This is a genomic window from Pseudooceanicola lipolyticus (genome assembly GCF_002786325.1).
Taxonomy (GTDB): domain Bacteria; phylum Pseudomonadota; class Alphaproteobacteria; order Rhodobacterales; family Rhodobacteraceae; genus Pseudooceanicola_C; species Pseudooceanicola_C lipolyticus.
The window spans coordinates 1-21677 of record NZ_PGTB01000065.1 but is presented as its reverse complement, the minus strand read 5'-3'; the positions used below and the strand labels follow the sequence as shown (position 1 = coordinate 21677).

The window sequence follows — 21677 nt, the reverse complement described above, 5'->3', positions numbered from 1 at the left end:
CCCGGACGGGCGGCTGGGGGTGCGCGGCGGCGGCGGCGGCGCGGTGAATGTGGTGATGAACATCACCACCCCCGATGTGCAGGGCTTTCGCCGCAGCCAGGGCCAGATCGCCGCGCAGATGGGCCGCGCCCTGGCGCGCGGCCACCGCAACCGCTGACCGGAGAGGCGTATGAGTTTTCACGAGGTGAGATTTCCCGCCAGCCTGAGCTTTGGCTCGATCGGCGGGCCCGAGCGGCGCACCGATGTGGTGACGCTGGCCAATGGGTTCGAGGAACGCAACACGCCCTGGGCCCATGCGCGCCGCCGCTATGACGCCGGGCTGGGGATGCGGTCGCTGGACGATATCCAGACGCTGATTTCGTTTTTCGAAGCGCGGCGCGGGCAGCTTTATGGCTTTCGCTGGAAGGACTGGTCCGATTACAAGACCTGCCCGGCGGCGGCCGAGCCGGACTTTCGCGACCAGGTGATCGCCACGGCGGATGGCGCGGCAATCGTGTTTCCGCTGGTCAAGCAATATCGCTCGGGCGCGTTTTCCTATGCCCGCCCGATTGCCAAGCCGGTTGCGGGCACCGTGCGCCTCGGCGTCGAGCAGGACGAGCTGCAGGAGGGCGTGGATTACGCCGTCGATGTGACCACCGGCATCGTCACCTTCACCCAGCCGCCGCCCGTCGGGGCCGAAGTGCTGGCAGGGTTCGAATTCGACGTGCCGGTGCGGTTCGACACCGACCGCATCCAAACCAGCGTGGCCAGCTTCCAGGCCGGCGATGCGCCGAATGTGCCGGTGGTCGAGGTGCGGGTGTGATGGCGGGTCCGTCCGAGGATTTTCTTGCGCATCTGCGCGGCGGGCCGACCACATTGGCCCGCTGCTGGGCGGTGACGCGTGCCGATGGGGTGCAATACGGCTTTACCGATCATGATTGCGACCTGACCTTCGACGGCATCACCTTTCGCGCCGATACCGGGCTGACGGCGCTGGCGGTACAGCAGAGCACCGGCCTGTCGGTGGACAACACCGAGGCGCTGGGCGCGCTGAGCGCGGCGGCGATCCGCGACGAGGAGATCGAGGCCGGCCGTTTCGACGGCGCCGAGATACGCGCCTGGCTGGTCAACTGGGCCGACCCGGCGCTGCGCTGGCTGCAATTTCGCGGCACGCTGGGCGAGATCACCCGCAGCGGTGGTGCCTTCCGGGCCGAGCTGCGCGGGCTGACCGAGGCGCTGAACCGGCCCTTGGGCCGGGTGTACCAGAAACCGTGTACGGCGGTTCTGGGCGATGCCGCCTGCCGGTTCGACCTTTCCGCGCCGGGTTATGCGCTGGAATTGGCGGTGGCCGAGGTCGAGGGCGCGCAGGCCTTCCGCTGGCAGGATCTGCCCGGCTTTGCCCCCGGCTGGTTTGCCCGCGGGCGGCTGACGGTGCTGACCGGCGCGGCGGCGGGGCTGTGGGGCATGATCAAACACGACCGCGCCGGGGACGGGCGTTGCATCGACCTGTGGGAGCCGCTGCGCGGTTCCGTCACCGGGGGGGACATGGTGAGGCTGCAGGCGGGATGTGACAGGCGAATGGAAACCTGTCGGCTGAAATTCAACAATTTCATCAACTTTCAGGGATTCCCTGACATTCCGGGCGAAGACTGGATGGTGGCCGTGCCCCGGCAGGGCGGCATCAATACCGGAGGCAGCAGACGGTGAGCGCGCGGGCCGATCATATCGTCGATATCGCACGCGGCTGGATCGGCACGCCCTATCGGCACCAGGCCTCGGTCCGGGGCGCGGGAACCGATTGCCTGGGCCTGATCCGCGGCGTCTGGCGCGCGCTGTACGGGGCCGAGCCGGAAGTGCCGCCCGCCTATTCCCGCGACTGGTCCGAGCCGCAGCGGAACGAGGCGCTGTGGGCCGCCGCCGCCCGGCATCTGGCCGAACGTCCGGTGCCTATGGCGCGGGCGGGCGATGTCCTGCTGTTCCGGATGCGCGCCAGGGCGGTGGCCAAGCATCTGGGCATCGCCACCGGCGGCGGTTTTGTCCACGCCTATGGCGACCATGGCGTGGTGGAAAGCCCGCTCAGCGCACCGTGGCGGCGGCGCATCGTGGCCGCGTTCGAATTTCCCTGAGGAGGTACCCCGATGGCGACGATCTTGCTTTCTGCTGCCGGGGCCGCGATTGGCGGCGCTGTGGGCGGTTCGGTTGCCGGCCTGTCGTCGGCGGTGATCGGCCGCGCGGTGGGCGCGACGCTGGGCCGGGCCATCGACGAACGGCTGCTGGGCGCCGGCTCGGACCCGGTGGAAACCGGCCGCGTCGAACGCTTCCGGCTGACCGGGGCGGGCGACGGTGCGCCGATTGCGCAGGTCTATGGCCGGATGCGGGTGGGCGGGCAGGTGATCTGGGCCTCGCGCTTTCAGGAGACCGCCACCACCACGGGCGGCGGCAAGGGCACGCCGCAGCCACCGACCACGCGTTACAGCTATTCGGTGTCGCTGGCCATCGCGCTCTGCGAAGGCGAGATCGCTGCCGTCGGCCGGGTCTGGGCCGACGGGGAAGAGGTGGCACCGGGTGATCTGAACATGCAGGTCTACAAGGGCGGCGCCGATCAGTTGCCCGATCCGGTGATCGAGGCGATCGAAGGCCCCGGCATGGTGCCGGCCTATCGCGGCACCGCCTACGTGGTGATGGAGGATCTGGCGCTGGCGCGGTTCGGCAACCGGGTGCCGCAGTTCTCTTTCGAGGTGGTGCGGCAGGAACCAGCCACATCAGCCACTTACGACGAAGACCTGGCGCAGCTGGTGAAGGGTGTCGCGCTGATCCCCGGCACCGGCGAATATGCGCTGGCGACCTCGCCGGTCTATTACAGCGGTGGTCCGGGCCAGGCCTGGGCCGCCAACCTGAACGCGCCGTCGGGGCAGACCGATTTTGTCACCTCGATCAGCGCGTTGCAGGACGAACTGCCGTCCTGCAACGCGGTATCGCTGGTGGTGTCCTGGTTCGGCGGGGATCTGCGTTGCGGCCATTGCGACCTGCGGCCCAAGGTCGAGGAGGCCGCCTTTGATGGCTCGATGCCCTGGACGGTTGCCGGGCAGTCCCGTGCCGCTGCGCCGGTGATCGCGCAACAGGACGGGCGGGTGATCTATGGCGGCACCCCGGCGGATGCGGCGGTGGTCGAGGCGATCCGCCACCTGAACGCCGCGGGCCAGGCGGTGATGTTCTATCCCTTCATCCTGATGGACCAGCAGCACGGCAACACGCTGCCCGATCCGTGGACCGGCGCAACCAGCCAGCCGCATCTGCCCTGGCGCGGGCGCATCACCCTGTCCGCCGCGCCGGGCCAGCCGGCCAGCCCGGACGGGACGGCGGCGGCCGATGCCGAGGTGGCGGCGTTTTTCGGCACCGCGGCGGCGGCGGATTTTGTCTTGGGCGATGGCACGGTCACCTATTCCGGGCCCGAGGAATGGGGGCTGCGGCGGTTCATCCTGCACTACGCCGCGCTCTGTGCGGCGGCGGGCGGCGTGTCTTCCTTCTGCATCGGCTCGGAACTGCGCGGGCTGACCCAGATCCGTGGCGCGACAGGCTTCCCGGCGGTGCAGGCGCTGCGCGATCTGGCGGGCGAGGTGCGGGCGCTGCTGGGCCCGGAGGTGCAGATCAGCTATGCCGCCGACTGGTCGGAATATTTCGGCTATCAGCCGCCCGATGGCAGCGGCGACCGGTATTTCCATCTCGACCCGCTCTGGGCCGATGACAACATCGATTTCATCGGCATCGACAATTACATGCCGCTGTCCGACTGGCGCGAAGGCGATGACCATGCCGATGCGCAGGCCGGCTGGAAGCGCATTTATGATATCAACTACTTGCGCGCCAATGTTGAAGGCGGCGAGGGCTATGACTGGTATTACCATTCCGCCGAGGCCGCGGCGGCGCAGATCCGCACGCCGATTGCCGATGGCGCCCATGACGAGCCCTGGATCTGGCGCTACAAGGACATCCGCAACTGGTGGGACCATCGCCATCACGAGCGGATCGGCGGGATGCGGCAGGCCAGCCCCACCGCCTGGCAGCCGCAATCGAAACCGATCTGGTTTACCGAACTGGGCTGCGCCGCCGTCGACAAGGGCACCAACCAGCCCAACAAGTTTCTCGATCCGAAATCATCCGAATCCAGCCTGCCCAAATATTCCAACGGCTTGCGCGACGACTTTATCCAGGGCCAGTACCTGCGCGCGGTGCTGGGCTATTGGGGCGATCCGGCCAACAACCCGGTGTCAGAGATCTATGGCGGCCCGATGATCGACCTGTCTCGCGCCCATGTCTGGGCCTGGGACACGCGGCCTTACCCGGCCTTTCCCAACAATCGCGACCTCTGGGGGGATGGCGGCAACCATGGCCATGGCCACTGGCTGAACGGGCGCGTCGGGGCACGCACCCTGCGCTCGGTGGTGGAAGAGATCTGCCACCGCGCCGGGGTGACCGCGCTGGATGTCGAGGCGCTGGACGGCGTGGTGCGCGGCTATGGGGTGGAGAATGTGGCGGAGGCGCGCGCGGCGCTGCAACCGCTGATGCTGCGCTATGGCTTCGACGCGATCGAGCGCGACGGGCTGTTGCAGTTCCGGCTGCGGCAGGGGGCGGAGCCGCAGGCGCTGGACCTTCAGCGCCTGGTGGTCAGCGATGACCTGGACGGGCTGACCGAACAGCAGCGCGGCGCCGAGGCCGAGATGACCGGCCGCGTGCGGCTGCGCTTTGTCCAGTCCGGTGCCGATCACGCCATCGCCGCCGAAGAGGCGGTGCTGCCCGATGACGCGACCCATGCGGTGACCACCAACGACCTCGCCCTGTCGCTGACCCGGCCCGAGGCGCGGCAGGTGGTCGAACGCTGGCTGGCCGAGGCGCGGGTGGCGCGCGACAGGCTGCGTTTCGCGCTGCCGCCATCGCGGCTGGAGCTTGGCGCTGGCGATGTGGTGGAATTGCCGGGCGATGGCGGCGAGGGGCCGGGGCTCTACCGGATCGACCGTGTGGAGCAGACCGAGTCGCAACTGGTCGAGGCGGTGCGGATCGAACCCGGTCTTTACGCCCCCACGGAGATGGCCGAGGACGCGCCGCCGCAGAGCGTTTTTACGCCGCCGGTGCCGGTGCTGTCGCTGTTCCTGGACCTGCCGCTGATCACCGGCGACGAGGTGCCACATGCGCCGCACCTGGCGCTGACGGCGCAGCCCTGGCCCGGCAATGTCGCGCTCTATGCCTCGGCCAGCGATGACAGCTATGCGCTGAACCGGCTGTTTGCGGCGCGCGCCACCATCGGCGTGACCCAGACGCCGCTGGCCGTCGCGCCGGCGGGGCGCTGGGACGAGGGCGCGGCGCTGCAGGTCAAGCTGATCGCCGGGGCGCTGGAAAGCCGCCCGCGCGACGCGGTGCTGAACGGGGCCAACCTGGTCGCCATCGGCGATGGCAGCCCCGGCAACTGGGAGCTGTTCCAGTTCCAGGAGGCCCAGCTGATCGCGCCCGATACCTATTGGCTAAGCCGCCGGCTGCGCGGCCAGCTGGGCAGCGACGGGGTGATGCCCGAGCTTTGGCCCGAAGGGTCGTGGCTGGTGCTGCTGGACGGTGCGCCCGAGCAGATCGAGCTGGCCAGCGCCCAGCGCGGCATCGCCCGGCATTACCGGATCGGCCCGGCGGGGCGACCGGTGGACGACCCGTCCTATACCCATCTGGTCGAGGCTTTCGCCGGCATCGGCCTGCGCCCCTATGCGCCCTGTCACTTGCAGGTGGCGGTGTCGGGCGGCGACCTGGTGGTCGGCTGGATCCGGCGCACCCGCATCGATGGCGACAACTGGGACCTGGCCGAGGTGCCGCTGGGCGAGGAGCGCGAATCCTACCGGCTGCGCATCCTGCAGGGCGGCAGCGTACTGCGCGAATTGACCGTCGGCACGCCGCATTGGACCTATCCGGCAGCCTTGCAGGCGGCGGATGGCGTGACGGCGGGGGCCGAAATCGAGGTGGCGCAGATCTCGGCGCGATTCGGGCCGGGGCCGGCGGCGCGGTCGGGTCTGCCGCTCTGACATGCGGCCGGTGCTTTACGGCGATGTCAGCAGCGCCGCGCGGGTATTGCTGGGCACCGCGCCCGACCTGCGCGACAGCCTCTGCCGTCAGATGATCGGCGAGGCGATGGCGGCCGACCGCCACCGCCGACACTATTGCAAGCCGCATCCGCGATGGGGCAACGGATCGCTGATGTCGGCGGCGCGGCGGCGGCGCCTCAGCGCCGAGCCGGGCTTTGACGATCCCGAGTATTGCGCCTGTTTCGAACTGGTGTTGCGCTGTTTGCGGCAGCGTGCCTGAGCCGGAACAGGCCACGCCGTTGCATTCCGGTTCGAAATCCTGCCCATCACAGGTTTGCGTTTGGTTTTTGCATCCCTAGATGCCTATGCTAGGTGCCAGTAAAGGATGGAGCGACATGGCCGAGACACGACCCAAGATCAAACCGGTGGACCCGGTCTGGGACCGGATCACCGAAGAGGCACGCGAGGCGGTTGGGAAAGAGCCGCTGATGGGCGGCCTGGTTCATGCCTGCATTCTGCATCACAAATCGCTGGAACGGGCGCTGTCCTATCGCATCGCGGCCAAGCTGGCCTCGAACGAAATGCCGATGGTGATCCTGCGCGAGATCGCCGACGAGGCCTACGCCGAGGCACCGGAACTGGTCGAGGCGGCCCGCGCCGACCTGGTGGCGGTTTTTGAACGCGACCCGGCCTGCCACCGGTTGTTGCAGCCGGTTCTGTATTTCAAGGGCTACCAGGCCACCCAGGCCTATCGCGTCGGCCACTGGCTGTGGCAGAACGGCCAGCACGACCTGGCCTATTTTTTCCAGATGCGGATATCCGAGATCTTCGGTATCGACATCCACCCCAATGCCCGGATCGGCAAGGGGCTGATGATCGACCACGCCCATTCCATCGTGATCGGCGAAACCGCCGTGGTGGGCGACAACGTGTCGATGCTGCATTCGGTGACACTGGGCGGCACCGGCAAGGAAGAACAGGACCGCCACCCCAAAATCGGCGACGGCGTGCTGATCGGCGCCGGGGCGAAGATCCTCGGCAATATCAAGGTCGGCCATTGCAGCCGGGTCGCCGCCGGTTCGGTGGTGCTGCAAGAGGTGCCGCCCTGTTCCACCGTCGCCGGGGTGCCGGCCAAGATCGTCGGCGAGGCGGGATGCGCCCAGCCCTCGGTCAACATGGACCAGCTGATTCAGAGCTCGGGCGGCTGAGCGTCCGGCGCGCGCACGGGGGAAATCTTATTCTGCCCCGGCGCGGTGTTTGCGGTTTTTTTGCCCGAACCGCCTGGCCCGGTCTGATCAACGGCGGCCCTGAACCGTGAAGCCGCTCAACAGCCGGCTTCAAGCGCCGGGCGCAGCCGCAGGCTGCGCCGGCTGTCGATCCAGGCCAGACCCAGCGCCACCATGCCCCCCACCGCCAGCGCCGCGCCGACCTGGCCGGTCACGCCCCAGCCATGGCCCGCGGTCAGTGCCAGGCCGGCAAGGAAGGGGCCCAGCGCGTTGGCGGCGTTGAAGGCGGCGTGGTTCAGCGCCGCCGCCAGCGTCTGCGCGTCGCCTGCCACCTCGATCAGCCGCATCTGCAGCGGAATCACCAGCCCGGTGGTCAGCCCCAGCAGCAGGATCGCCCCGGTCATCAGCATCCAGTCGCCCACCACGGCGGTGTAAAGCAACGACGCCAGCGCCATCCCGACCAGCAGCACCAGCGCGCCGCCGAAATGCGACCAAGTGGCAAGGCGCCCGGCCAGGAAACTGCCCAGCGTGGCGCCGATGCCAAAGGCCGACAGCGCCAGCGGAATGCTCCAGGCCGGGGCATTGGCGGCGTCGATCATCGCCGCCGACAGATAGGCATAGACGGCGAAGACCGCGCCGAAGCCGATGGCGCTGATCATCAGGGTCAGCCAGACCGCCCGGTTGGCCAGCGCCCCCAGTTCGCGCAGCGGGTTCACCCCGCGCGGACGCGCCGAGGCCGGCGCAATGCGCCAGATCATCACCACCGTCGCCAGCGCCAACAGCGCCACGATGACGAAACACCAGCGCCAGCCAAACGCCTGCCCGACGGCACCGGCCAGCGGCACGCCGATCACATTGGCCACGGTCAGCCCGGCCAGCACCTTGGCCACGCCCGCGGCGCCGCGCCCCGGCGACAGCTCGGCGGCGAACAGCATCGAGATGCCCAGATAGGTGCCGTGCGGCAGCCCGGCGAGGAAGCGCGCGATCACCAGCGTTTCCAGGCTGGGCGCCAGGGCCGAGAACAGGCAGGCCAGCCCGAACACCACCATCAGCCCAAGCAGCAGGCGCTTGCGCTCGATCCAGGCGCTCAGCACCGCGACCACCGGCGCACCGACGACAACGCCGATGGCATAGGCGCTGACCGCATGCCCGGCCTCGGGCTCGGTCACGCCAAGCCCGGCGGCATAATAGGGCAACAGCCCCATCGCCGCGAATTCCGCCACCCCGATGGCAAAGGCGCCCAATGCCAGCGACAGGATCGTCAGCATGTCCTGACGGTCTTGAAGGATCATGATGTCTCCGATTGCTCAAGCAACGCCCGGGTACAGGCGTGCCCGGGCGTATCAACCGTGAGATTACGCCAAGTTAGCGGCGTCACAAGGGTGCGGATTGCAAGGTCGCCATGCCGGCGCCGCATAGCTTGCCCAGGAACCGGGGGCGGGCGTATCGCTGTCCCGGACCCCGATCCGGGACCACCGCCTTTCCGCTTACCCCGGCGCCACCTGTTCCCACTGACCGGGCGCCAGCCCGTCGAGCGACCAGGTGCCGATGCGGCAGCGGATCAGCCGCAGGGTGGGGTGGCCCACCGCGGCGGTCATGCGCCGCACCTGGCGGTTGCGGCCCTCGGTCAGCACCAGTTCAATCCAGCAATCGGGCACCGATTTGCGCACCCGGATCGGCGGCGTGCGCGGCCACAGGCCGGCCGGCTCGGCGATGCGCCGCGCCTTGGCCGGACGGGTGCGGCCATCCTTCAGGTCGACCCCTTTGCGCAGCGCCGCCAGCGCCGCGTCCTCGGGTGTGCCTTCGACCTGCACCCAATAGGTCTTGGCCAGCTTGTGGCGCGGATCGGCGATGCGGGCCTGCAGGCGGCCGTCATCGGTCAGCAGCATCAGCCCCTCGCTGTCGCGGTCCAGCCGCCCGGCAGGATAGACGCCGGGCAGGTCGATCCAGTCGGCCAGCGTTTGCCGCCCGTCGCCATCGGTGAACTGGGGCAGGGTGCCATAGGGTTTGTTGAAGCGGATCAGCCGGGCCATGCCGCTTGGTAAAGCATCGCGGGCGCCAGGAAAACCGTGGCGCGTTGTGCCTGCGGATATTGACTTCGCGCGCGCCTGCATCATTTCGCAATCTTGTGGAAAACTGTCATTTGCCTGTCATTCAATCACGATAGTCAATAGGCGACATGTAGTGGTCATTCTGCGCTTGCCAGTTTTCAGCCACGAGATATAGTTGAATTAAGTCCCAAGGCAGACAGGCAGGGACTCACGGCCTGGAGCCCGGGATGACCCGAAGGCCGAGGGAGTTGCAAAGGGAATGCAAGGCGAGTTCAGGACAGAGTTCGTACGCGAACCGGCGGCACTGAAACAGCATCCGGCGCTTGTGCTGAATGCCGATTACCGACCGCTGTCCTACTATCCCCTGTCACTCTGGACCTGGCAGGACGCGATCAAGGCCGCCTGGCTGGACCGCGTCGACATCGTCGCCGAATATGACGAGGTGGTCAGGAGTCCCAGTACCGCCATCAGGATCCCCAGCGTGGTGGTCCTGAAAGATTACGTAAAACCTCAGAAGCGCGTGGCCTTCACGCGCTTCAATCTTTTTCTGAGGGACGAATTCCGCTGCCAGTATTGCGGCGCCAAGGGCGATCTGACCTTCGATCACGTGGTGCCGCGCGCGTCCGGCGGGCGCACCAGCTGGGAAAACGTGGTGGCCGCCTGTTCGCCCTGCAACCTGAAGAAAGGGTCGAAGTCGCTGCGCCGCGCTGGCATGTCATTGAGGAAGCCGCCGCGCCGGCCCGCCTCGGAAGAGCTGCGCAACATGGGGCGCAAGTTCCCGCCGAACCATCTGCATGACAGCTGGATCGACTTCCTGTACTGGGACGCCGAGCTGGAGGCCTGAGCCTAGTCGTCCGGCGCGATCAGGCCCAGCCCGCGCAGATAGACACCGATCCCGCTTTCCAGCAGCTGTTCGGGCGGGAACGGGCTTTGGGTGCCGGGCGAATTGCGCGCGAACAGCTCCACCACCCCGTGGCTCAGCGCCCAGACATGGGCCGAGAACATCGACGGCGGCGGCCGTTTTTCCGGCGGGATGCGCTGGCTCAGATCGCTGGCGGCGCGTTCCAGCACGTTCCGGGCCCGCTGTGCCACCGCTGCCAGTTCCGGCGTCCGGTTGACCGAAATGCCGCTTTCGAACATGGCGATGTAATGGCCGGGATGCTTGCGCGCGAAGGCCAGATAGGCGCGCCCGGTGGCCTCGAACGCGGCCAGCGACGACGGCTGGCCTTTGTCATAGGCATATTGCATCAGGTCGGCGAAGATCTCATAGCCCTGCCGCGCCGCCTCGGCGATCAGGTCCTCGCGGCCTTCGAAATGGCGATAGACCGCGGCCGGGGTCACGCCCGCCTGCTTGGCCGCTTCGGACAGGGTAAAGCCGGTCGGGCCCTTCTCCTCGATCAGCTTCAGCGCCGCATCGACCAGGGCCTGTTTCAGATTGCCATGGTGATAACCACGCTTACGCATCCCAGATGTCCGGACCACCGCAGATCTGGCGGTCGATCTTGCCGATCTTCTTCTCGTCCTTGCGGGCGTAGTCGATCGTGTGCAGCACGCTGCGGATGGCGTTCAGCCGGGCACGGCGCTTGTCATCCGAGCGCAGGACGGTCCAGGGCGCGGTGGCGATATGGGTGCGCTCCAGCGTTTCCTGGATGGCGGCGGTATAGGCGTCCCATTTGCGCAGCCCCTCGACATCGATGCGGCTGAGTTTCCATTGTTTCAGCGGATCGCTTTCCCGGTCCAGAAAGCGGCGCAGCTGTTCGGCCCGCCCCACGTTCAGCCAGAACTTGAACAGCCTGATCCCGTCATCGACCAGCGCCGCCTCGAACGGGATCACCTGGTGGAAGAAGCGTTCGCGCTCGGCGTCGCTGCAGAAGCCGAAGACCTTTTCCACCACGCCGCGGTTGTACCAGCTGCGATCAAAAAACGCCATTTCCCCGGCCGTTGGCAGATGGTCGACATAGCGCTGGAAATACCACTGGCCGCGTTCGGTTTCGGTGGGTTTCGGCAACGCCACCACCCGCGCGCTGCGTGGGTTAAGGTTTTCGCGGAACCGTTTGATCGTGCCACCTTTTCCGGCAGCGTCGCGACCTTCGAACACGATGACGATGCGTTCGCCGCTCTCCTGCATCGCCGCCTGCAGCTTGGCCAGCTCGATCTGCAGGTTGTGCAGATCCTTTTCATAGACCTTCCGGGCCAGGCGCTCGGAATGCGGATAATTCGGATTCAGGATCTCGCCCTTCTCGGCGCGCTTGATCGCGTTGCGGATCTCGGCCGGGGCCTCATCCTTGAAAAACGCGGAAATCGCGCCGTCGAATGGAAGATCCATGATCGCTGTCCTCAAAACCTTCGATAGGACGAATATGGGATGTTAATCGGGTTAACGCAATTCCGGGCGCGGGTGACGCGAGGGCGCTAACGACCGATATCATCCTGGTCGAAGGGGGTGGACTGGTAGATCTGGTTGATCCAGTTGCCATAGAGCAGATGCGCGTGGCTGCGCCAGCGGTTTGTCGGCGGCTGGCCCGGATCGTTGTCGGGATAATAGTTCAACGGCACCGCGATCTTTTCGCCCGATGCGACGTCGCGGTCATATTCCTGTTTCAGCGTATCGCTGTCATATTCGAAATGGTTGAAGATATAGAGCGCCCGATGCGCCGCATCCTCGACCAGGCAGGGCCCGGTGGCCCCGTCCGCCAGCAGCGTGGTCAGCCCCTCGACCTTGTCCAGATCCTCCTGCCGGATCTCGGTCCAGCGCGACACCGGGATGGTGCAGGCATCGGAAAAGCCGCGCAGGTAATGCGAGGTCCGGTCGAGATTCTTCAGCGGATAGATTCCGAACAATTTGGCCGGCAGCAGGTGTTTGGGCACGCCGTGGAAATAGTTGATCATCGCCATGCCGCCCCAGCAGACGCCGAAGGTGGAATGCACATGCGTCTGGGTCCAGTCGAAGACGCGGGTCAGCTCGTCCCAATAGGTCACCTCCGAGAACGGCAGATGCTCGATCGGGGCACCGGTGATGATCAGCCCGTCGAACTTTTCCCCGGTGTCCTGCACCTCGGAGAACGGCCGGTAAAAGCTCTCCATATGTTCGGCGGCGGTGGTCTTGGTCTCGTGCTCGCTCATCCGGATCAGCGACAGCTCGATCTGCAGCGGCGTCGCGCCGATCAGCCGCGAGAACTGGATCTCGGTCTGGATCTTCTTCGGCATCAGGTTCAGCAGCCCGATGCGCAGCGGTCGGATATCCTGCCGCGCCGCCTGGTCCTCGGACATGACCATCACGCCTTCTCGGGTCAGAACGTCATATGCGGGCAGGTCTTCGGGGATCTTGATGGGCATGGGTAAGGTATCTTGCCTGATGGAATGCCGTAGATAGTCCGGGACGGTCCGGAAGCCAAGAGGTGGGCGCCGGGTGGCCGGGCCGACCGGTTCAAAAGACTGGTAATGCATCGGAATCCGGCAGATATTTCACCTTACAGTCTGGCGTCGGAGGCAAAATATGGGGCGCGCGTTCCTCTTTCTTATCCTGCTGGCACTTCCGGCGGCGGCGCAGGAAGACCCGATGGCGCTGCAGCGCTGTATCTGGCGCTGCCTGGCGGATTCCTCCGGCGCGACCGATCCGCGCTATCATCAATGTGTCGAGCGGCTGTGCTCGGCCTATCCTGAAACCCCGCCCGGCCAGCCCTATGGCGGCGCGCAGGCGGCGCCACCGGCGCCGGCCGCTCCGGCCTGGAGCACCGGCGTCGCCACCGACGGGTTCAGCCGCTATGCCGGGATCGTCGCCCAGGATGGCAGCGGGCGCAGCCTGTACTACATGTGCACGCCGCACGGGCTGAGCTATCTGGCGCTGTTCGGGGTGCAGAACGCCGGAGGACCTTTTCGCTTTCAGATCGGCGGTTTGGAATACCAGCTGTCCTTCGACCGCAGCCGGGGCGAGTTGACGTTGAACATGCCGCCGCGCTCGCCGTTTCTGGCAGCGCTGGGGCAGGGCGGCACGCTGCGCATCCTCGATGGCGGCGGAGCGCATGTGATGGATCTCAGCCTGAACGGCGCCTGGGCGGCGATCCACAACACGGTTTACGCCTGTTTCCAATAGCCGCCTGTCCCGGCCCCCGCATCGGGACCTTCGGGCCAAGGCCCTGACGCGTTTACCCGGCAGACCGCCGGTCCAGCGCCGCCGCGATCAGTTCGACAAAATCCGCTTCGGACTGGACCGCCGCCACCTCGTCGGCGGTGACCGTTACGCCCCATTTTGCCATCGCCTCGTAACGCGGCTGGCGATGGGCCAGCGCCCGCGCATAGGTCCAGCGGATAAAGCTGTCGGGATCGACCTTGTCCTCCGACAGCGCGTTTTCCTCGAGGTATTCGTGCCAGACCTGGTTCAGGAACGCCGGCTGATAGGCCATCGGTTTCGGCGCCTTGTCGAAACGGCGCACCAGTTCCTGGGTATGTGCCTCGTCGCCCTTGATCCAGACCATCAGCGCATGGTTGGCAAGATCGCTTAGCACCGGGTCAGAGGGATGGGCCGGGTCGACCCATTCGCAGATCGACCCGCCAGTGTCACAGATGAAATGCGGATAGCCATACAGCCGCTTGGCCCGGTCGATGAAGTAGGAGGTATCGAGCAAGGCGTAGATCTCGGCCTGGCGGAACTGTTCCTGGCGCCGGCGATATTCCTCGATCTGCAGGCCGCCCTGGTCCGGGTTGCCGGGTTTGCCCAGATAGGCTGCCACCGGGGTCAGATTCTGAAAGGTGATGTTCGAGCCGATATAGATCGAATCGGACAGCAGCAGGTCGCGCAGGAACGGCACCTTCATCGCCTCGACCTTGGCATTGTCGGCGATGTATTCGCCCATATAGCGGGTGCCGATGCGGTAATCGATGGAATAGTGAAACCAGCTGCCGCTTTCGCGCAGGATGTTCGAGACATAGGTCTTGCCCAGTCCCGACATGCCGAAAAACAGCACCCGGCGTTGTGCCGCATCACGCCATTTCTGCGCGCTCGAATAAAGCATGGCCAGCCCCGCAATTTTTTCCTTTGCTAATCAGCCGGGCGGGCAGGGTCAATCGCGCGCTTGCGCCGCCAGCGCAAAGTGCCGTTCAGCGTCAACAGTCCCAGCGCCAGCAGCGCAAAGCCCAGATAGGCGGTGGCATGCAGCCGTTCGTTCAGCACCAGCGCCCCGGCGATCACCGCAACCGGCGGGATGATCAGCGTCACCAGCAACAGGTTGCCGCTGCCGGCCATGGCCAACACGCGATAATACAGCAGATAGGCGCCGGCCGTCGCGAACAGCGCGAAATAGGCGATGGCGACCCAGGTGACCGGTTGCAGCGCAAACTGGACCGGCCCGTCGATGATCAGCGCGGCGGGCAGCAAGATCACGGTCGATCCGGTCAGCATCCCCGCCGCCGCCACCTGCGGCGGCAGGTGCCCCAGCCGCAGCCGGGCCCAGCTGGCGGCCAGCCCATAGCTGAGCGTGCCGCCCAGGATCGCCAGCTGCGCCGCCGAGCGCAGGTCGAACCCGGTCAGCGCCTCGGGACCGATGGCCAGGATCACCCCGAGAAAGCCCAGCGCCACGCCCAGCACACGGTGCGCGCTCAGCCGTTCGTCGGGAAACACCAGCGCCGCGACGACCACACCGAAAATCGCGGTCGCCGCGTTCAGGATCGAGGTCAGGCCGGTTTCGACATGCAGTTGGCCCCAGGCCATCAGGCCGAACGGGATCACGTTGTTCAGCAGCCCCATCACCAGGAAGGCGGCCCACAGGCGCGGATCGCGCGGTATCGGCAGCCGCAGCCACCAGACCGCCGCCCACAGCACCAGCATTGCCCAGAAGGTGCGGTGCAGCACGGCGGTGACCACCGGCACCTCGTTCAGGGCGATGCGGATGCTCAGGAACGAGCAGCCCCAGATCAGCGCCAGCAGCAACAGCTCGGCCCAGGCGCGGCGGGAAAGGGTTCGCTGAGGAGTCATGACCGCATTTAGCCGGCAAAGCCGGGTTTAGACGACCCGGTTCCTGCGGGTTTCGGCCAGGATGTTCATGTAGATCGCGCCGAAGATCACCACGCCGCCGACAAAGATCCAGATGTCCAGCGGCTCGCCATACAGCAGCATGCCGATCACCGCGATGGCGGGCAGGCGGACAAAGTCGAACGGCATCACCACGGTGGCCGGGGCGATGGCCAGCGCATTGGTCAGGCAGAAATGCGCGGTCAGCCCACCCAACGCGATGACCACGACGAAGGGCAGTTCGGCCAATCCGGGCAGCGCGATATCACCGTCCCATCCGGCGGCAACGATTCCCATGATCAGCTGCAGCGCGGTCAGCCAGAAGATGATGCCGCCGATGGTTTCATGCCGTGTCAGCCGCTTGGTCAGGATATTGGTCAAGGCAAAGAACAGCGCGGCGCTGGCGGCGGCCAGCAGGCCAATCTCCAGGGTCGACGGGCTGGGGCGGGCGACGATCAGGATGCCGATGAACCCGGCCAGGGCGCACAGCGCCCGGTTGCGCGTCAGCCGTTCACCCAGCAGCAGCGGCGACAGGATCAGAACCCAGAGCGGCGAGGTGAATTCCAGTGCAAAGACCTGCGCCAGCGGGATCGCCGTGACCGCGAACAGCCACAGGTTCTGCCCGGTGAAATGCGCCAGGTTGCGGATCACATGCTGGCCGATCAGCCGGTGGCGCACCACCTGCCAACGTCCCGTCACGGTCAGCACCAAGGCGACGATCAGCAGCCCGATCAGGCTGCGATACATCATGATTTCAAAGGTATCGAGCGCATAGCTCACCTCGCGCCCGGCCACAGCCATCGACGAGAAGGAGACAATGGTCCCGGTCATCCAAAGCGCCGCCTTGAAGGTCGGGCTGAGGCCTGGTGTATCGATGCCGTTGGGGGCCTGTGTCATTCCCACTCGATCGTGCCGGGCGGCTTCGAAGTGACGTCATAGGTCACCCGGTTGATGCCCTGCACCTCGTTGATGATCCGGGTTGCGGTTTCGCCCAGGAAATCATGGCTGAACGGATAGTAATCCGCCGTCATGCCATCGACGCTGGTGACCGCGCGCAGCGCACAGGCGTAATCATAGGTTCGCCCGTCCCCCATGACGCCAACGGTGCGCACCGGCAGGATGGCCACGAAGGCCTGCCAGATCTCGTCATACAGCCCATGTTTGCGGATCTGGTCGATATAGACCGCGTCGGCCTTGCGCAGGATCTCCAGCTTGTCGCGGGTGATCTCGCCGGGGCAGCGGATCGCCAGGCCGGGACCGGGGAAGGGGTGGCGGCCGATGAAACTGTCGGGCAGGCCCAGTTCGCGGCCCAGCGCGCGCACCTCGTCCTTAAACAGCTCGCGCAGCGGCTCGACCAGTTTCAGGCCCATCTTCTCGGGCAGGCCGCCGACATTGTGATGGCTCTTGATCGTCACCGAGGGGCCGCCGGAAAAGCTGACGCTTTCGATCACATCCGGGTATAGCGTGCCCTGGGCCAGGAACTCGGCGCCCTCGATGGCATTGGCGTGTTTCTGGAACACGTCGATAAACAGCCGGCCAATGATTTTCCGCTTGGTTTCCGGGTCGCTTACGCCGTCAAGCTCACCCAGGAACAGCTCGGATTCATCGGCGTGGATCAGCGGGATATTATAGTTGTCGCGGAACATGCTGACCACCTCGTCGGCCTCGTTCAGCCGCAGCAGCCCGTGATCGACAAAGACGCAGGTCAGCTGGTCGCCGATCGCCTCGTGGATCAGCACCGCCGCGACCGAGCTGTCAACGCCGCCGGACAACCCGCAGATGACCTTCTTGTCGCCCACTTGCTGGCGGATCTTCTTGATCGCCTCGTCGCGATAGGCGCCCATGGTCCAGTCGCCGGTGAACCCGGCCAGCTTGACAAAATTCTCATACAGCCGCGCGCCGTTCGGTGTGTGGTGCACTTCGGGATGGAACTGCACCGCGTAGAAGTTGCGCGCAGGGTCGCCGGTGATCGCGAAAGGCGCGTTGGGCGAGGTGCCGTAGACCCGGAATCCGGGCGCGATTTTCGAGACATGGTCGCCATGGCTCATCCATACCTGTTCGCGATCTTCGGCGAACCAGCCCTCAAGCAGCGGCAGTTTTTCCGCCGCCGGGGTGACAAACGCGCGGCCGAATTCGGCGGTGCCGTGGCCGCGTTCGACATGGCCGCCCAGCATCTGCATCATCACCTGCTGGCCATAGCAGATGCCCAGGATCGGCACCCCCAGCGCATAGACGCTTTCCGGCGGGCGCGGGGCGCCCTCGGCAAAGACCGAGGCCGGACCGCCCGAGAAAATCACCGCTTTGGGGGCGAATTCGGACAGGAAGGCATCGGTCACGTTCTGATAGGGATGGATCTCGCAATAGACGCCCAGCTCGCGCAGACGGCGCGCGATCAGCTGGGTCACCTGGCTGCCGAAATCGATGATGAGAAGGCGGTCATGGGCGCGGTTTGTCATGCTTTGCCTTTAGGCGCGGCGCTGCGCAGAGGCAAGGCCCTATCCCATCGAGTCCGACCGCGGCCGCCCGCGCTGGGCCGCGCGCTTGGCATCTTGGCGGTAGGACCAGATCGCCAGCCCGGTCCAGCTGGCCACGTAAAAGATGCCGCCGATAAACAGCGCCTCGCCGGGGACCGGCCCGACATCGGCCCGTTCCACCGCCTGTTGCCAATGTTCCACCGGGGTCGGGTGCACCGCCAGTTTCCCGGCATAGGCCAGCGTCTGGATCAGCAGGATCCACAGATAATTGCTGCGGATGCGCCGCCCCACCGCGGTGACAAAACCGACGTGATAACGCGGCCGCAGGTAATCCTCTGCCAGCGTCTTCTGCCAGCACTGTTCCAGATGCAGGTCGCCCTCGTCCAGCATCGGCGCGTAGAAATAGGTTTCCAGCCAGCGGCAGCGCGCCCGCCAGACGTTGAAATAGCGATAGCGCCGCGCTTCCAGCATCAGGAACAGCAGGATCAGCACCCCGACCAGCACCAGCGGCAAGGGCGAAGCTTCGGGCGAGGAAAACGAGATCGACAGTGCCACGCCCAGCGTCACCACCGACCAGTTGGTGGTGGTGTCCAGCCGGGTGCGCCAGGTGGTGCTGCGATAGACCTCGCCGCGGTAGAGATGCGCCACCGCGGTAATCTCGGGCGAGGTCAGCGTCTTACGCTCCTCGACACTCTCGGCGCTGCTGGTCATTGCCACCGCCAGTCCTCCCTTTCCCATCATTCTGCACCGCACCGCGACGCAGGTCAAAGAAACGGTGAATCAGGCGGTTGGCGCGGAAGCTGGGGCCGCCGGCCACCGGCGGTGTCGCATTCCCCCCTGACGCGCCGCTAATCGCCCTTTGCGCGGTGAAATCGCATTGTATGACGGGGGCTATATTCCTCGGATGGGGCCGTAGGGGCGGAGAATGAACGTTATGGAAAATGCGCCGACACCGGCACGGCGAAGCAGGCATGGCGGCGGCGCGGCGCGCCGGGCCGAGCGCACCGCCGTCAAGATCGAAACCGCCAAATATATCGAGCGGAACATCCCCAATTTCGAAATCCTGACCGCCGAGGCGCTGGAGATCATCGAGGCCAATGCCGAAACCGTATTGGCCGAAATCGGGGTGAATTTCGTCAACAACCCCGGCGCGCTGAAACTGTGGCGCGACGCCGGCGCCGATGTCGATGGCGAACGGGTGCGCATCCCGCGCGGTCTGGCGCGCCAGCTTTGCGCCACCGCGCCCTCCAGCTATGTCCAGCACGCCCGCAACCCGGCGAAAAACGTGGTGATCGGCGGCAAGAACCTGGTCTGCGCCCCGGTCTACGGGCCGCCCTTTGTACGCGATGCCGCCGGTGGCCGCCGCTATGCGGTGATGGAGGATTTCCGCAACTTCGTGAAGCTGGGCTATATGTCGAAATGGCTGCACCATTCCGGCGGCACCGTCTGCGAACCCACCGACATCCCGGTGAACAAGCGCCACCTGGACATGCTGCACGCGCATATGACGCTGTCGGACAAGCCCTTCATGGGCTCGGTCACCGACCCGTCGCGCGCGCAGGACAGCGTGGATATGTGCAACATCCTGTTCGGCGCAGACTTCGTGCAGGACAACACGGTGATGACCTCGCTGATCAACGTCAACTCGCCGATGACCTTCGACGATGTGATGATGGGCGCGATGGAGGTCTATGCCCGCAACAACCAGGCGGTGATCCTGTCGCCCTTCATCGTCGGTGGCGCGATGGCGCCGGTCTCGGTGGCCGGCACGCTGACCCAGGTGCTGGCCGAGGTGCTGGCCGGGATCGCCTATAACCAGCTGGTGCGCCCCGGCGCCCCGGTGATCTTCGGCGCCTTCGTCACCTCGATCGACATGAATTCCGGCGCGCCCACCTTCGGCACCCCCGAGGCCAGCCAGATCCTCTATGGCGCCGGGCAACTGGCGCGGCGGATGAACCTGCCGTTCCGGTCCGGCGGGGCGCTCTGCGGCTCGAAACTGCCCGATGCGCAGGCGGCCTATGAATCGGCGCATACGCTGAACGCCGCACTGCTGGGCGGGGTCAATTTCATGCTGCATGCCTGCGGCTGGCTGGAAGGCGGCCTGGTATCCAGCTTTGAAAAATTCGTCCTTGATGCCGACCAGTTGGGCGTGCTGCACAAGCTGGCCCAGGGCGTCGGGGTGGAGGCGAATGACCAGGCGATGGATGCCCTGGCCGAGGTCGGGCCCGGTGGCCATTATCTGGGCTGCGCCCATACCCAGGCGAATTTCCAATCCGCCTTCTGGCGGACCGAGATGCTGGACTACAAGCCCTTCGAGACCTGGGAGGAGGACGGCGCCCGCGACACCCAGGCGCTGGCGGCGCAGCGGGTCAGCCAGCTGTTGGAGCGCTATCAGCAGCCGGCGCTGGATCCCGGCATTGCCGAGGCACTGGACCGCTATATCGCCGACAAGAAAGCCTCGATGCCCGATGCCTTCACCTGACCTGGTCTAATCGGGCAGGGGCGTGACCGAGGTCAGAAGCTGCCTCTCGCCGATCATCGCGATCAGGATGTCCAGGTGCCGGGGCAGCGAATAGCCCGCGTCGCGGTTGCGGCGCAGGTCGTTCTGCACGCGCTCCAACTCGACCAGTTGAACCAGGGCCGCGCCGGGGCGCGGCACCGTCTCGCAGTGCAGCAGCCGCCGCAGGTGGCGGTTGCGGGAATAGTCGCGCGCGCCGATCCGCGCCGCCCGGATCAACAGCCGGGGCCGGGACAGGGCATGCAGCAAGCTGCTAAGGTCCTGCATCGTGCCAATCTCCTTCAATGACGAGGGTCGAGCCCCATCAATTGCACAGCTTTGGCGGGTGTTGCGGAAAGCGCTGGATCAGCGTGCGCAGGATTTAGTTCAAGTTATTCAATGCCCCGCATCCTCTCCCCACGCGAGCATTTGTTAACCCTCAGGTAACTTCTTCGTTCCTAGGTTATGGTTAACAAATGGTGAATTTAGTGAGGGAAAACCGGCGGTTGCCGCTGCGGACAGGGTATGAATGTTGAACTTCCAGACCTGTTTTTGCCCCCGTGGGTGCCGGCCAATGTGCGGCGGTACCTGCTGCATACCGAGGCGGGGCTTTCGATCCGGGATCTGGCACGGGCCTCGGGGTGCCACGCCTCCACCGTGCTGCGCCAGATCCGCCGGGTCGAGGTGCGGCGCGACGATCTCTTGGTGGATGCGGCGTTGGCCGGGCTGGCCGAAACCTTCTTCCAGCGCGACTCGCGGCGCGCCCGCCCGCCATGTTTCCCACAGGCCAGATGCAAGGAGCCGACAATGACCACAGCCGAACTCAAACCCGAGGCAGATGCCGGCGATCCCGCCAGTTTTGACGAGCAGGCGGTGCGCATCCTGCGCCGCCTATGCGAAGCCGGCGCGGTGCTGGCCGTGGCCGAGGATATGGAAAAAGCGGTGGTGATGCGGGGGGATGACGATGGCCGTGGCACCCGCACCGCCGTGGTCGATACCGAGGTCGCCCGCGTTCTGGCGCTGCGCGACTGGATTTCCTGCGCCATGCCGGGCCGCATCAGCCGCTATCACATCACCTCGGCCGGGCGGGCGGCGCTGAGCCGGCTGCTGGCCGAGCAGGAAAACCGGTTGCGCAACGCACAGGAAATCGGTCTCGCGGCCCCGGCGCCGCGCGGTTCCCGCGACATCGCAGGCCATGACGGGCAGGAAGCCGGCAGCCCGCAGCGCCGGGTGCGCTATTCGATGGCGGAAAGCCCGCTGGTGGCGCTGGCCCGCCGCAAGGATCGCGACGGCCGGCCATTCCTCAGCCCGGCGCTGGTGGGGGCCGGCGAGCGGCTGCGCGAGGATTTCGAACTGGCGCAGATGGGCCCGCGCCGCGGCCAGA

21 protein-coding genes and 1 pseudogene are annotated in these 21677 nt (G+C 66.2%); 11 read left to right on the top strand and 11 right to left on the bottom strand.

All coding sequences use genetic code 11. The features are described 5' to 3' along the window. The 7 genes and pseudogenes from CVM52_RS27740 to cysE all read left to right on the top strand — a co-directional run. Positions 1-157: pseudogene (locus CVM52_RS27740) on the top strand (phage tail tape measure protein); the annotation flags it as partial. Between the two features lie 12 nt (positions 158-169). Beyond that, positions 170-802: a DUF2460 domain-containing protein gene (locus CVM52_RS14775; RefSeq protein ID WP_100163255.1), complete on the top strand. Its 633-nt coding sequence runs from the start codon at positions 170-172 to the stop codon at positions 800-802. Beyond that, on the top strand, positions 802-1686 hold the full coding sequence (locus tag CVM52_RS14770; protein WP_100163254.1) for a phage/gene transfer agent baseplate hub protein: 885 nt from the start codon (positions 802-804) through the stop codon (positions 1684-1686). Before CVM52_RS14775 ends, CVM52_RS14770 begins: the two co-directional genes overlap by 1 nt. Then, on the top strand, positions 1683-2105 hold the full coding sequence (locus CVM52_RS14765) for an NlpC/P60 family protein (protein WP_100163253.1): 423 nt from the start codon (positions 1683-1685) through the stop codon (positions 2103-2105). The genes CVM52_RS14770 and CVM52_RS14765 overlap by 4 nt, the downstream gene beginning before the upstream one ends. Before the next feature lie 12 nt (positions 2106-2117). Beyond that, on the top strand, positions 2118-6038 hold the full coding sequence (locus tag CVM52_RS14760; RefSeq protein ID WP_100163252.1) for a baseplate multidomain protein megatron: 3921 nt from the start codon (positions 2118-2120) through the stop codon (positions 6036-6038). A 1-nt stretch (position 6039) separates the two neighbouring features. Next, positions 6040-6318 (top strand): DUF7742 family protein, encoded by a 279-nt coding sequence (locus CVM52_RS14755; protein WP_100163251.1) that lies wholly within the window; start codon positions 6040-6042, stop codon positions 6316-6318. A 115-nt stretch (positions 6319-6433) separates the two neighbouring features. After that, positions 6434-7246: a serine O-acetyltransferase gene (cysE, locus tag CVM52_RS14750; protein WP_100163250.1), complete on the top strand. Its 813-nt coding sequence runs from the start codon at positions 6434-6436 to the stop codon at positions 7244-7246. A gap of 116 nt (positions 7247-7362) precedes the next feature. Here cysE and CVM52_RS14745 read toward each other — a convergent pair whose 3' ends face one another. Both CVM52_RS14745 and CVM52_RS14740 read right to left on the bottom strand, forming a co-directional pair. Continuing rightward, the gene (locus tag CVM52_RS14745) at positions 7363-8556 is read right to left on the bottom strand and encodes an MFS transporter (protein WP_100163249.1); all 1194 of its coding nucleotides are present in this window, start codon (positions 8554-8556) and stop codon (positions 7363-7365) included. Between the two features lie 195 nt (positions 8557-8751). Further along, a complete protein-coding gene (locus tag CVM52_RS14740; protein WP_100163248.1) occupies positions 8752-9297 on the bottom strand; it encodes a pseudouridine synthase in 546 nt (181 codons plus the stop codon). Between the two features lie 277 nt (positions 9298-9574). Here CVM52_RS14740 and CVM52_RS14735 point away from each other — a divergent pair, with 277 nt between their 5' ends. After that, entirely contained in the window at positions 9575-10159 is a 585-nt protein-coding gene (locus CVM52_RS14735) for an HNH endonuclease (protein WP_100163247.1), read from the top strand. A 2-nt stretch (positions 10160-10161) separates the two neighbouring features. On the opposite strand, the gene CVM52_RS14730 is transcribed toward CVM52_RS14735, so the two are convergent. The 3 genes from CVM52_RS14730 to CVM52_RS14720 form a co-directional block, all read right to left on the bottom strand. After that, on the bottom strand, positions 10162-10779 hold the full coding sequence (locus CVM52_RS14730; RefSeq protein ID WP_100163246.1) for a TetR/AcrR family transcriptional regulator: 618 nt from the start codon (positions 10777-10779) through the stop codon (positions 10162-10164). Beyond that, the gene (gene ppk2, locus CVM52_RS14725; RefSeq protein WP_100163245.1) at positions 10772-11641 is read right to left on the bottom strand and encodes a polyphosphate kinase 2; all 870 of its coding nucleotides are present in this window, start codon (positions 11639-11641) and stop codon (positions 10772-10774) included. The genes CVM52_RS14730 and ppk2 overlap by 8 nt, the downstream gene beginning before the upstream one ends. An 86-nt stretch (positions 11642-11727) precedes the next feature. Further along, positions 11728-12651: a homoserine O-succinyltransferase gene (locus tag CVM52_RS14720; protein ID WP_100163244.1), complete on the bottom strand. Its 924-nt coding sequence runs from the start codon at positions 12649-12651 to the stop codon at positions 11728-11730. A 160-nt stretch (positions 12652-12811) separates the two neighbouring features. Between CVM52_RS14720 and CVM52_RS14715 the strand changes: the two genes are divergently transcribed. Then, positions 12812-13408, top strand: a complete 597-nt coding sequence (locus CVM52_RS14715) for a hypothetical protein (RefSeq protein WP_100163243.1) — start codon at positions 12812-12814, stop codon at positions 13406-13408. A gap of 52 nt (positions 13409-13460) precedes the next feature. Here the strand turns inward: CVM52_RS14715 and CVM52_RS14710 are convergent, their stop codons facing one another. From CVM52_RS14710 to CVM52_RS14690, 5 genes are read right to left on the bottom strand one after another with little or no spacing between them, the layout of a single operon-like run. Further along, entirely contained in the window at positions 13461-14327 is an 867-nt protein-coding gene (locus tag CVM52_RS14710) for an ATPase (RefSeq protein ID WP_100163242.1), read from the bottom strand. 26 nt (positions 14328-14353) lie between these two features. Then, positions 14354-15286, bottom strand: coding sequence for a DMT family transporter (locus CVM52_RS14705; protein ID WP_100163241.1), 933 nt, complete (start codon positions 15284-15286; stop codon positions 14354-14356). 27 nt (positions 15287-15313) lie between these two features. Beyond that, positions 15314-16219: a DMT family transporter gene (locus tag CVM52_RS14700; RefSeq protein ID WP_100163240.1), complete on the bottom strand. Its 906-nt coding sequence runs from the start codon at positions 16217-16219 to the stop codon at positions 15314-15316. Beyond that, complete coding sequence (guaA, locus tag CVM52_RS14695; RefSeq protein WP_100163239.1) at positions 16216-17778, bottom strand: glutamine-hydrolyzing GMP synthase; 1563 nt, start codon at positions 17776-17778, stop codon at positions 16216-16218. Before guaA ends, CVM52_RS14700 begins: the two co-directional genes overlap by 4 nt. A 39-nt stretch (positions 17779-17817) precedes the next feature. Further along, positions 17818-18507: a DUF2270 domain-containing protein gene (locus tag CVM52_RS14690; protein ID WP_100163238.1), complete on the bottom strand. Its 690-nt coding sequence runs from the start codon at positions 18505-18507 to the stop codon at positions 17818-17820. Positions 18508-18730: 223 nt separating this feature from the next. Here CVM52_RS14690 and CVM52_RS14685 point away from each other — a divergent pair, with 223 nt between their 5' ends. Further along, positions 18731-20278 (top strand): trimethylamine methyltransferase family protein, encoded by a 1548-nt coding sequence (locus tag CVM52_RS14685; protein ID WP_100163237.1) that lies wholly within the window; start codon positions 18731-18733, stop codon positions 20276-20278. 6 nt (positions 20279-20284) lie between these two features. Here CVM52_RS14685 and CVM52_RS14680 read toward each other — a convergent pair whose 3' ends face one another. After that, on the bottom strand, positions 20285-20581 hold the full coding sequence (locus CVM52_RS14680; protein ID WP_100163256.1) for a DUF6477 family protein: 297 nt from the start codon (positions 20579-20581) through the stop codon (positions 20285-20287). A gap of 237 nt (positions 20582-20818) precedes the next feature. On the opposite strand from CVM52_RS14680, the gene CVM52_RS14675 reads away from it, so the two are divergent. Beyond that, on the top strand, positions 20819-21677 hold an 859-nt coding region (locus tag CVM52_RS14675; protein ID WP_100163236.1), incomplete at its 3' end, for a DUF6456 domain-containing protein.

Coding starts and splice junctions, on each gene's coding strand:
- CVM52_RS14775 (WP_100163255.1), top strand. CDS start 170: ATGAGTTTTCACGAGGTGAGATTTCCCGCCAGCCTGAGCTTTGGCTCG.
- CVM52_RS14770 (WP_100163254.1), top strand. CDS start 802: ATGGCGGGTCCGTCCGAGGATTTTCTTGCGCATCTGCGCGGCGGGCCG.
- CVM52_RS14760 (WP_100163252.1), top strand. CDS start 2,118: ATGGCGACGATCTTGCTTTCTGCTGCCGGGGCCGCGATTGGCGGCGCT.
- CVM52_RS14755 (WP_100163251.1), top strand. CDS start 6,040: ATGCGGCCGGTGCTTTACGGCGATGTCAGCAGCGCCGCGCGGGTATTG.
- cysE (WP_100163250.1), top strand. CDS start 6,434: ATGGCCGAGACACGACCCAAGATCAAACCGGTGGACCCGGTCTGGGAC.
- CVM52_RS14745 (WP_100163249.1), bottom strand. CDS start 8,556: ATGATCCTTCAAGACCGTCAGGACATGCTGACGATCCTGTCGCTGGCA.
- CVM52_RS14740 (WP_100163248.1), bottom strand. CDS start 9,297: ATGGCCCGGCTGATCCGCTTCAACAAACCCTATGGCACCCTGCCCCAG.
- CVM52_RS14735 (WP_100163247.1), top strand. CDS start 9,575: ATGCAAGGCGAGTTCAGGACAGAGTTCGTACGCGAACCGGCGGCACTG.
- CVM52_RS14730 (WP_100163246.1), bottom strand. CDS start 10,779: ATGCGTAAGCGTGGTTATCACCATGGCAATCTGAAACAGGCCCTGGTC.
- ppk2 (WP_100163245.1), bottom strand. CDS start 11,641: ATGGATCTTCCATTCGACGGCGCGATTTCCGCGTTTTTCAAGGATGAG.
- CVM52_RS14720 (WP_100163244.1), bottom strand. CDS start 12,651: ATGCCCATCAAGATCCCCGAAGACCTGCCCGCATATGACGTTCTGACC.
- CVM52_RS14715 (WP_100163243.1), top strand. CDS start 12,812: ATGGGGCGCGCGTTCCTCTTTCTTATCCTGCTGGCACTTCCGGCGGCG.
- CVM52_RS14710 (WP_100163242.1), bottom strand. CDS start 14,327: ATGCTTTATTCGAGCGCGCAGAAATGGCGTGATGCGGCACAACGCCGG.
- CVM52_RS14705 (WP_100163241.1), bottom strand. CDS start 15,286: ATGACTCCTCAGCGAACCCTTTCCCGCCGCGCCTGGGCCGAGCTGTTG.
- CVM52_RS14700 (WP_100163240.1), bottom strand. CDS start 16,219: ATGACACAGGCCCCCAACGGCATCGATACACCAGGCCTCAGCCCGACC.
- guaA (WP_100163239.1), bottom strand. CDS start 17,778: ATGACAAACCGCGCCCATGACCGCCTTCTCATCATCGATTTCGGCAGC.
- CVM52_RS14690 (WP_100163238.1), bottom strand. CDS start 18,507: ATGACCAGCAGCGCCGAGAGTGTCGAGGAGCGTAAGACGCTGACCTCG.
- CVM52_RS14685 (WP_100163237.1), top strand. CDS start 18,731: ATGGAAAATGCGCCGACACCGGCACGGCGAAGCAGGCATGGCGGCGGC.
- CVM52_RS14680 (WP_100163256.1), bottom strand. CDS start 20,581: ATGCAGGACCTTAGCAGCTTGCTGCATGCCCTGTCCCGGCCCCGGCTG.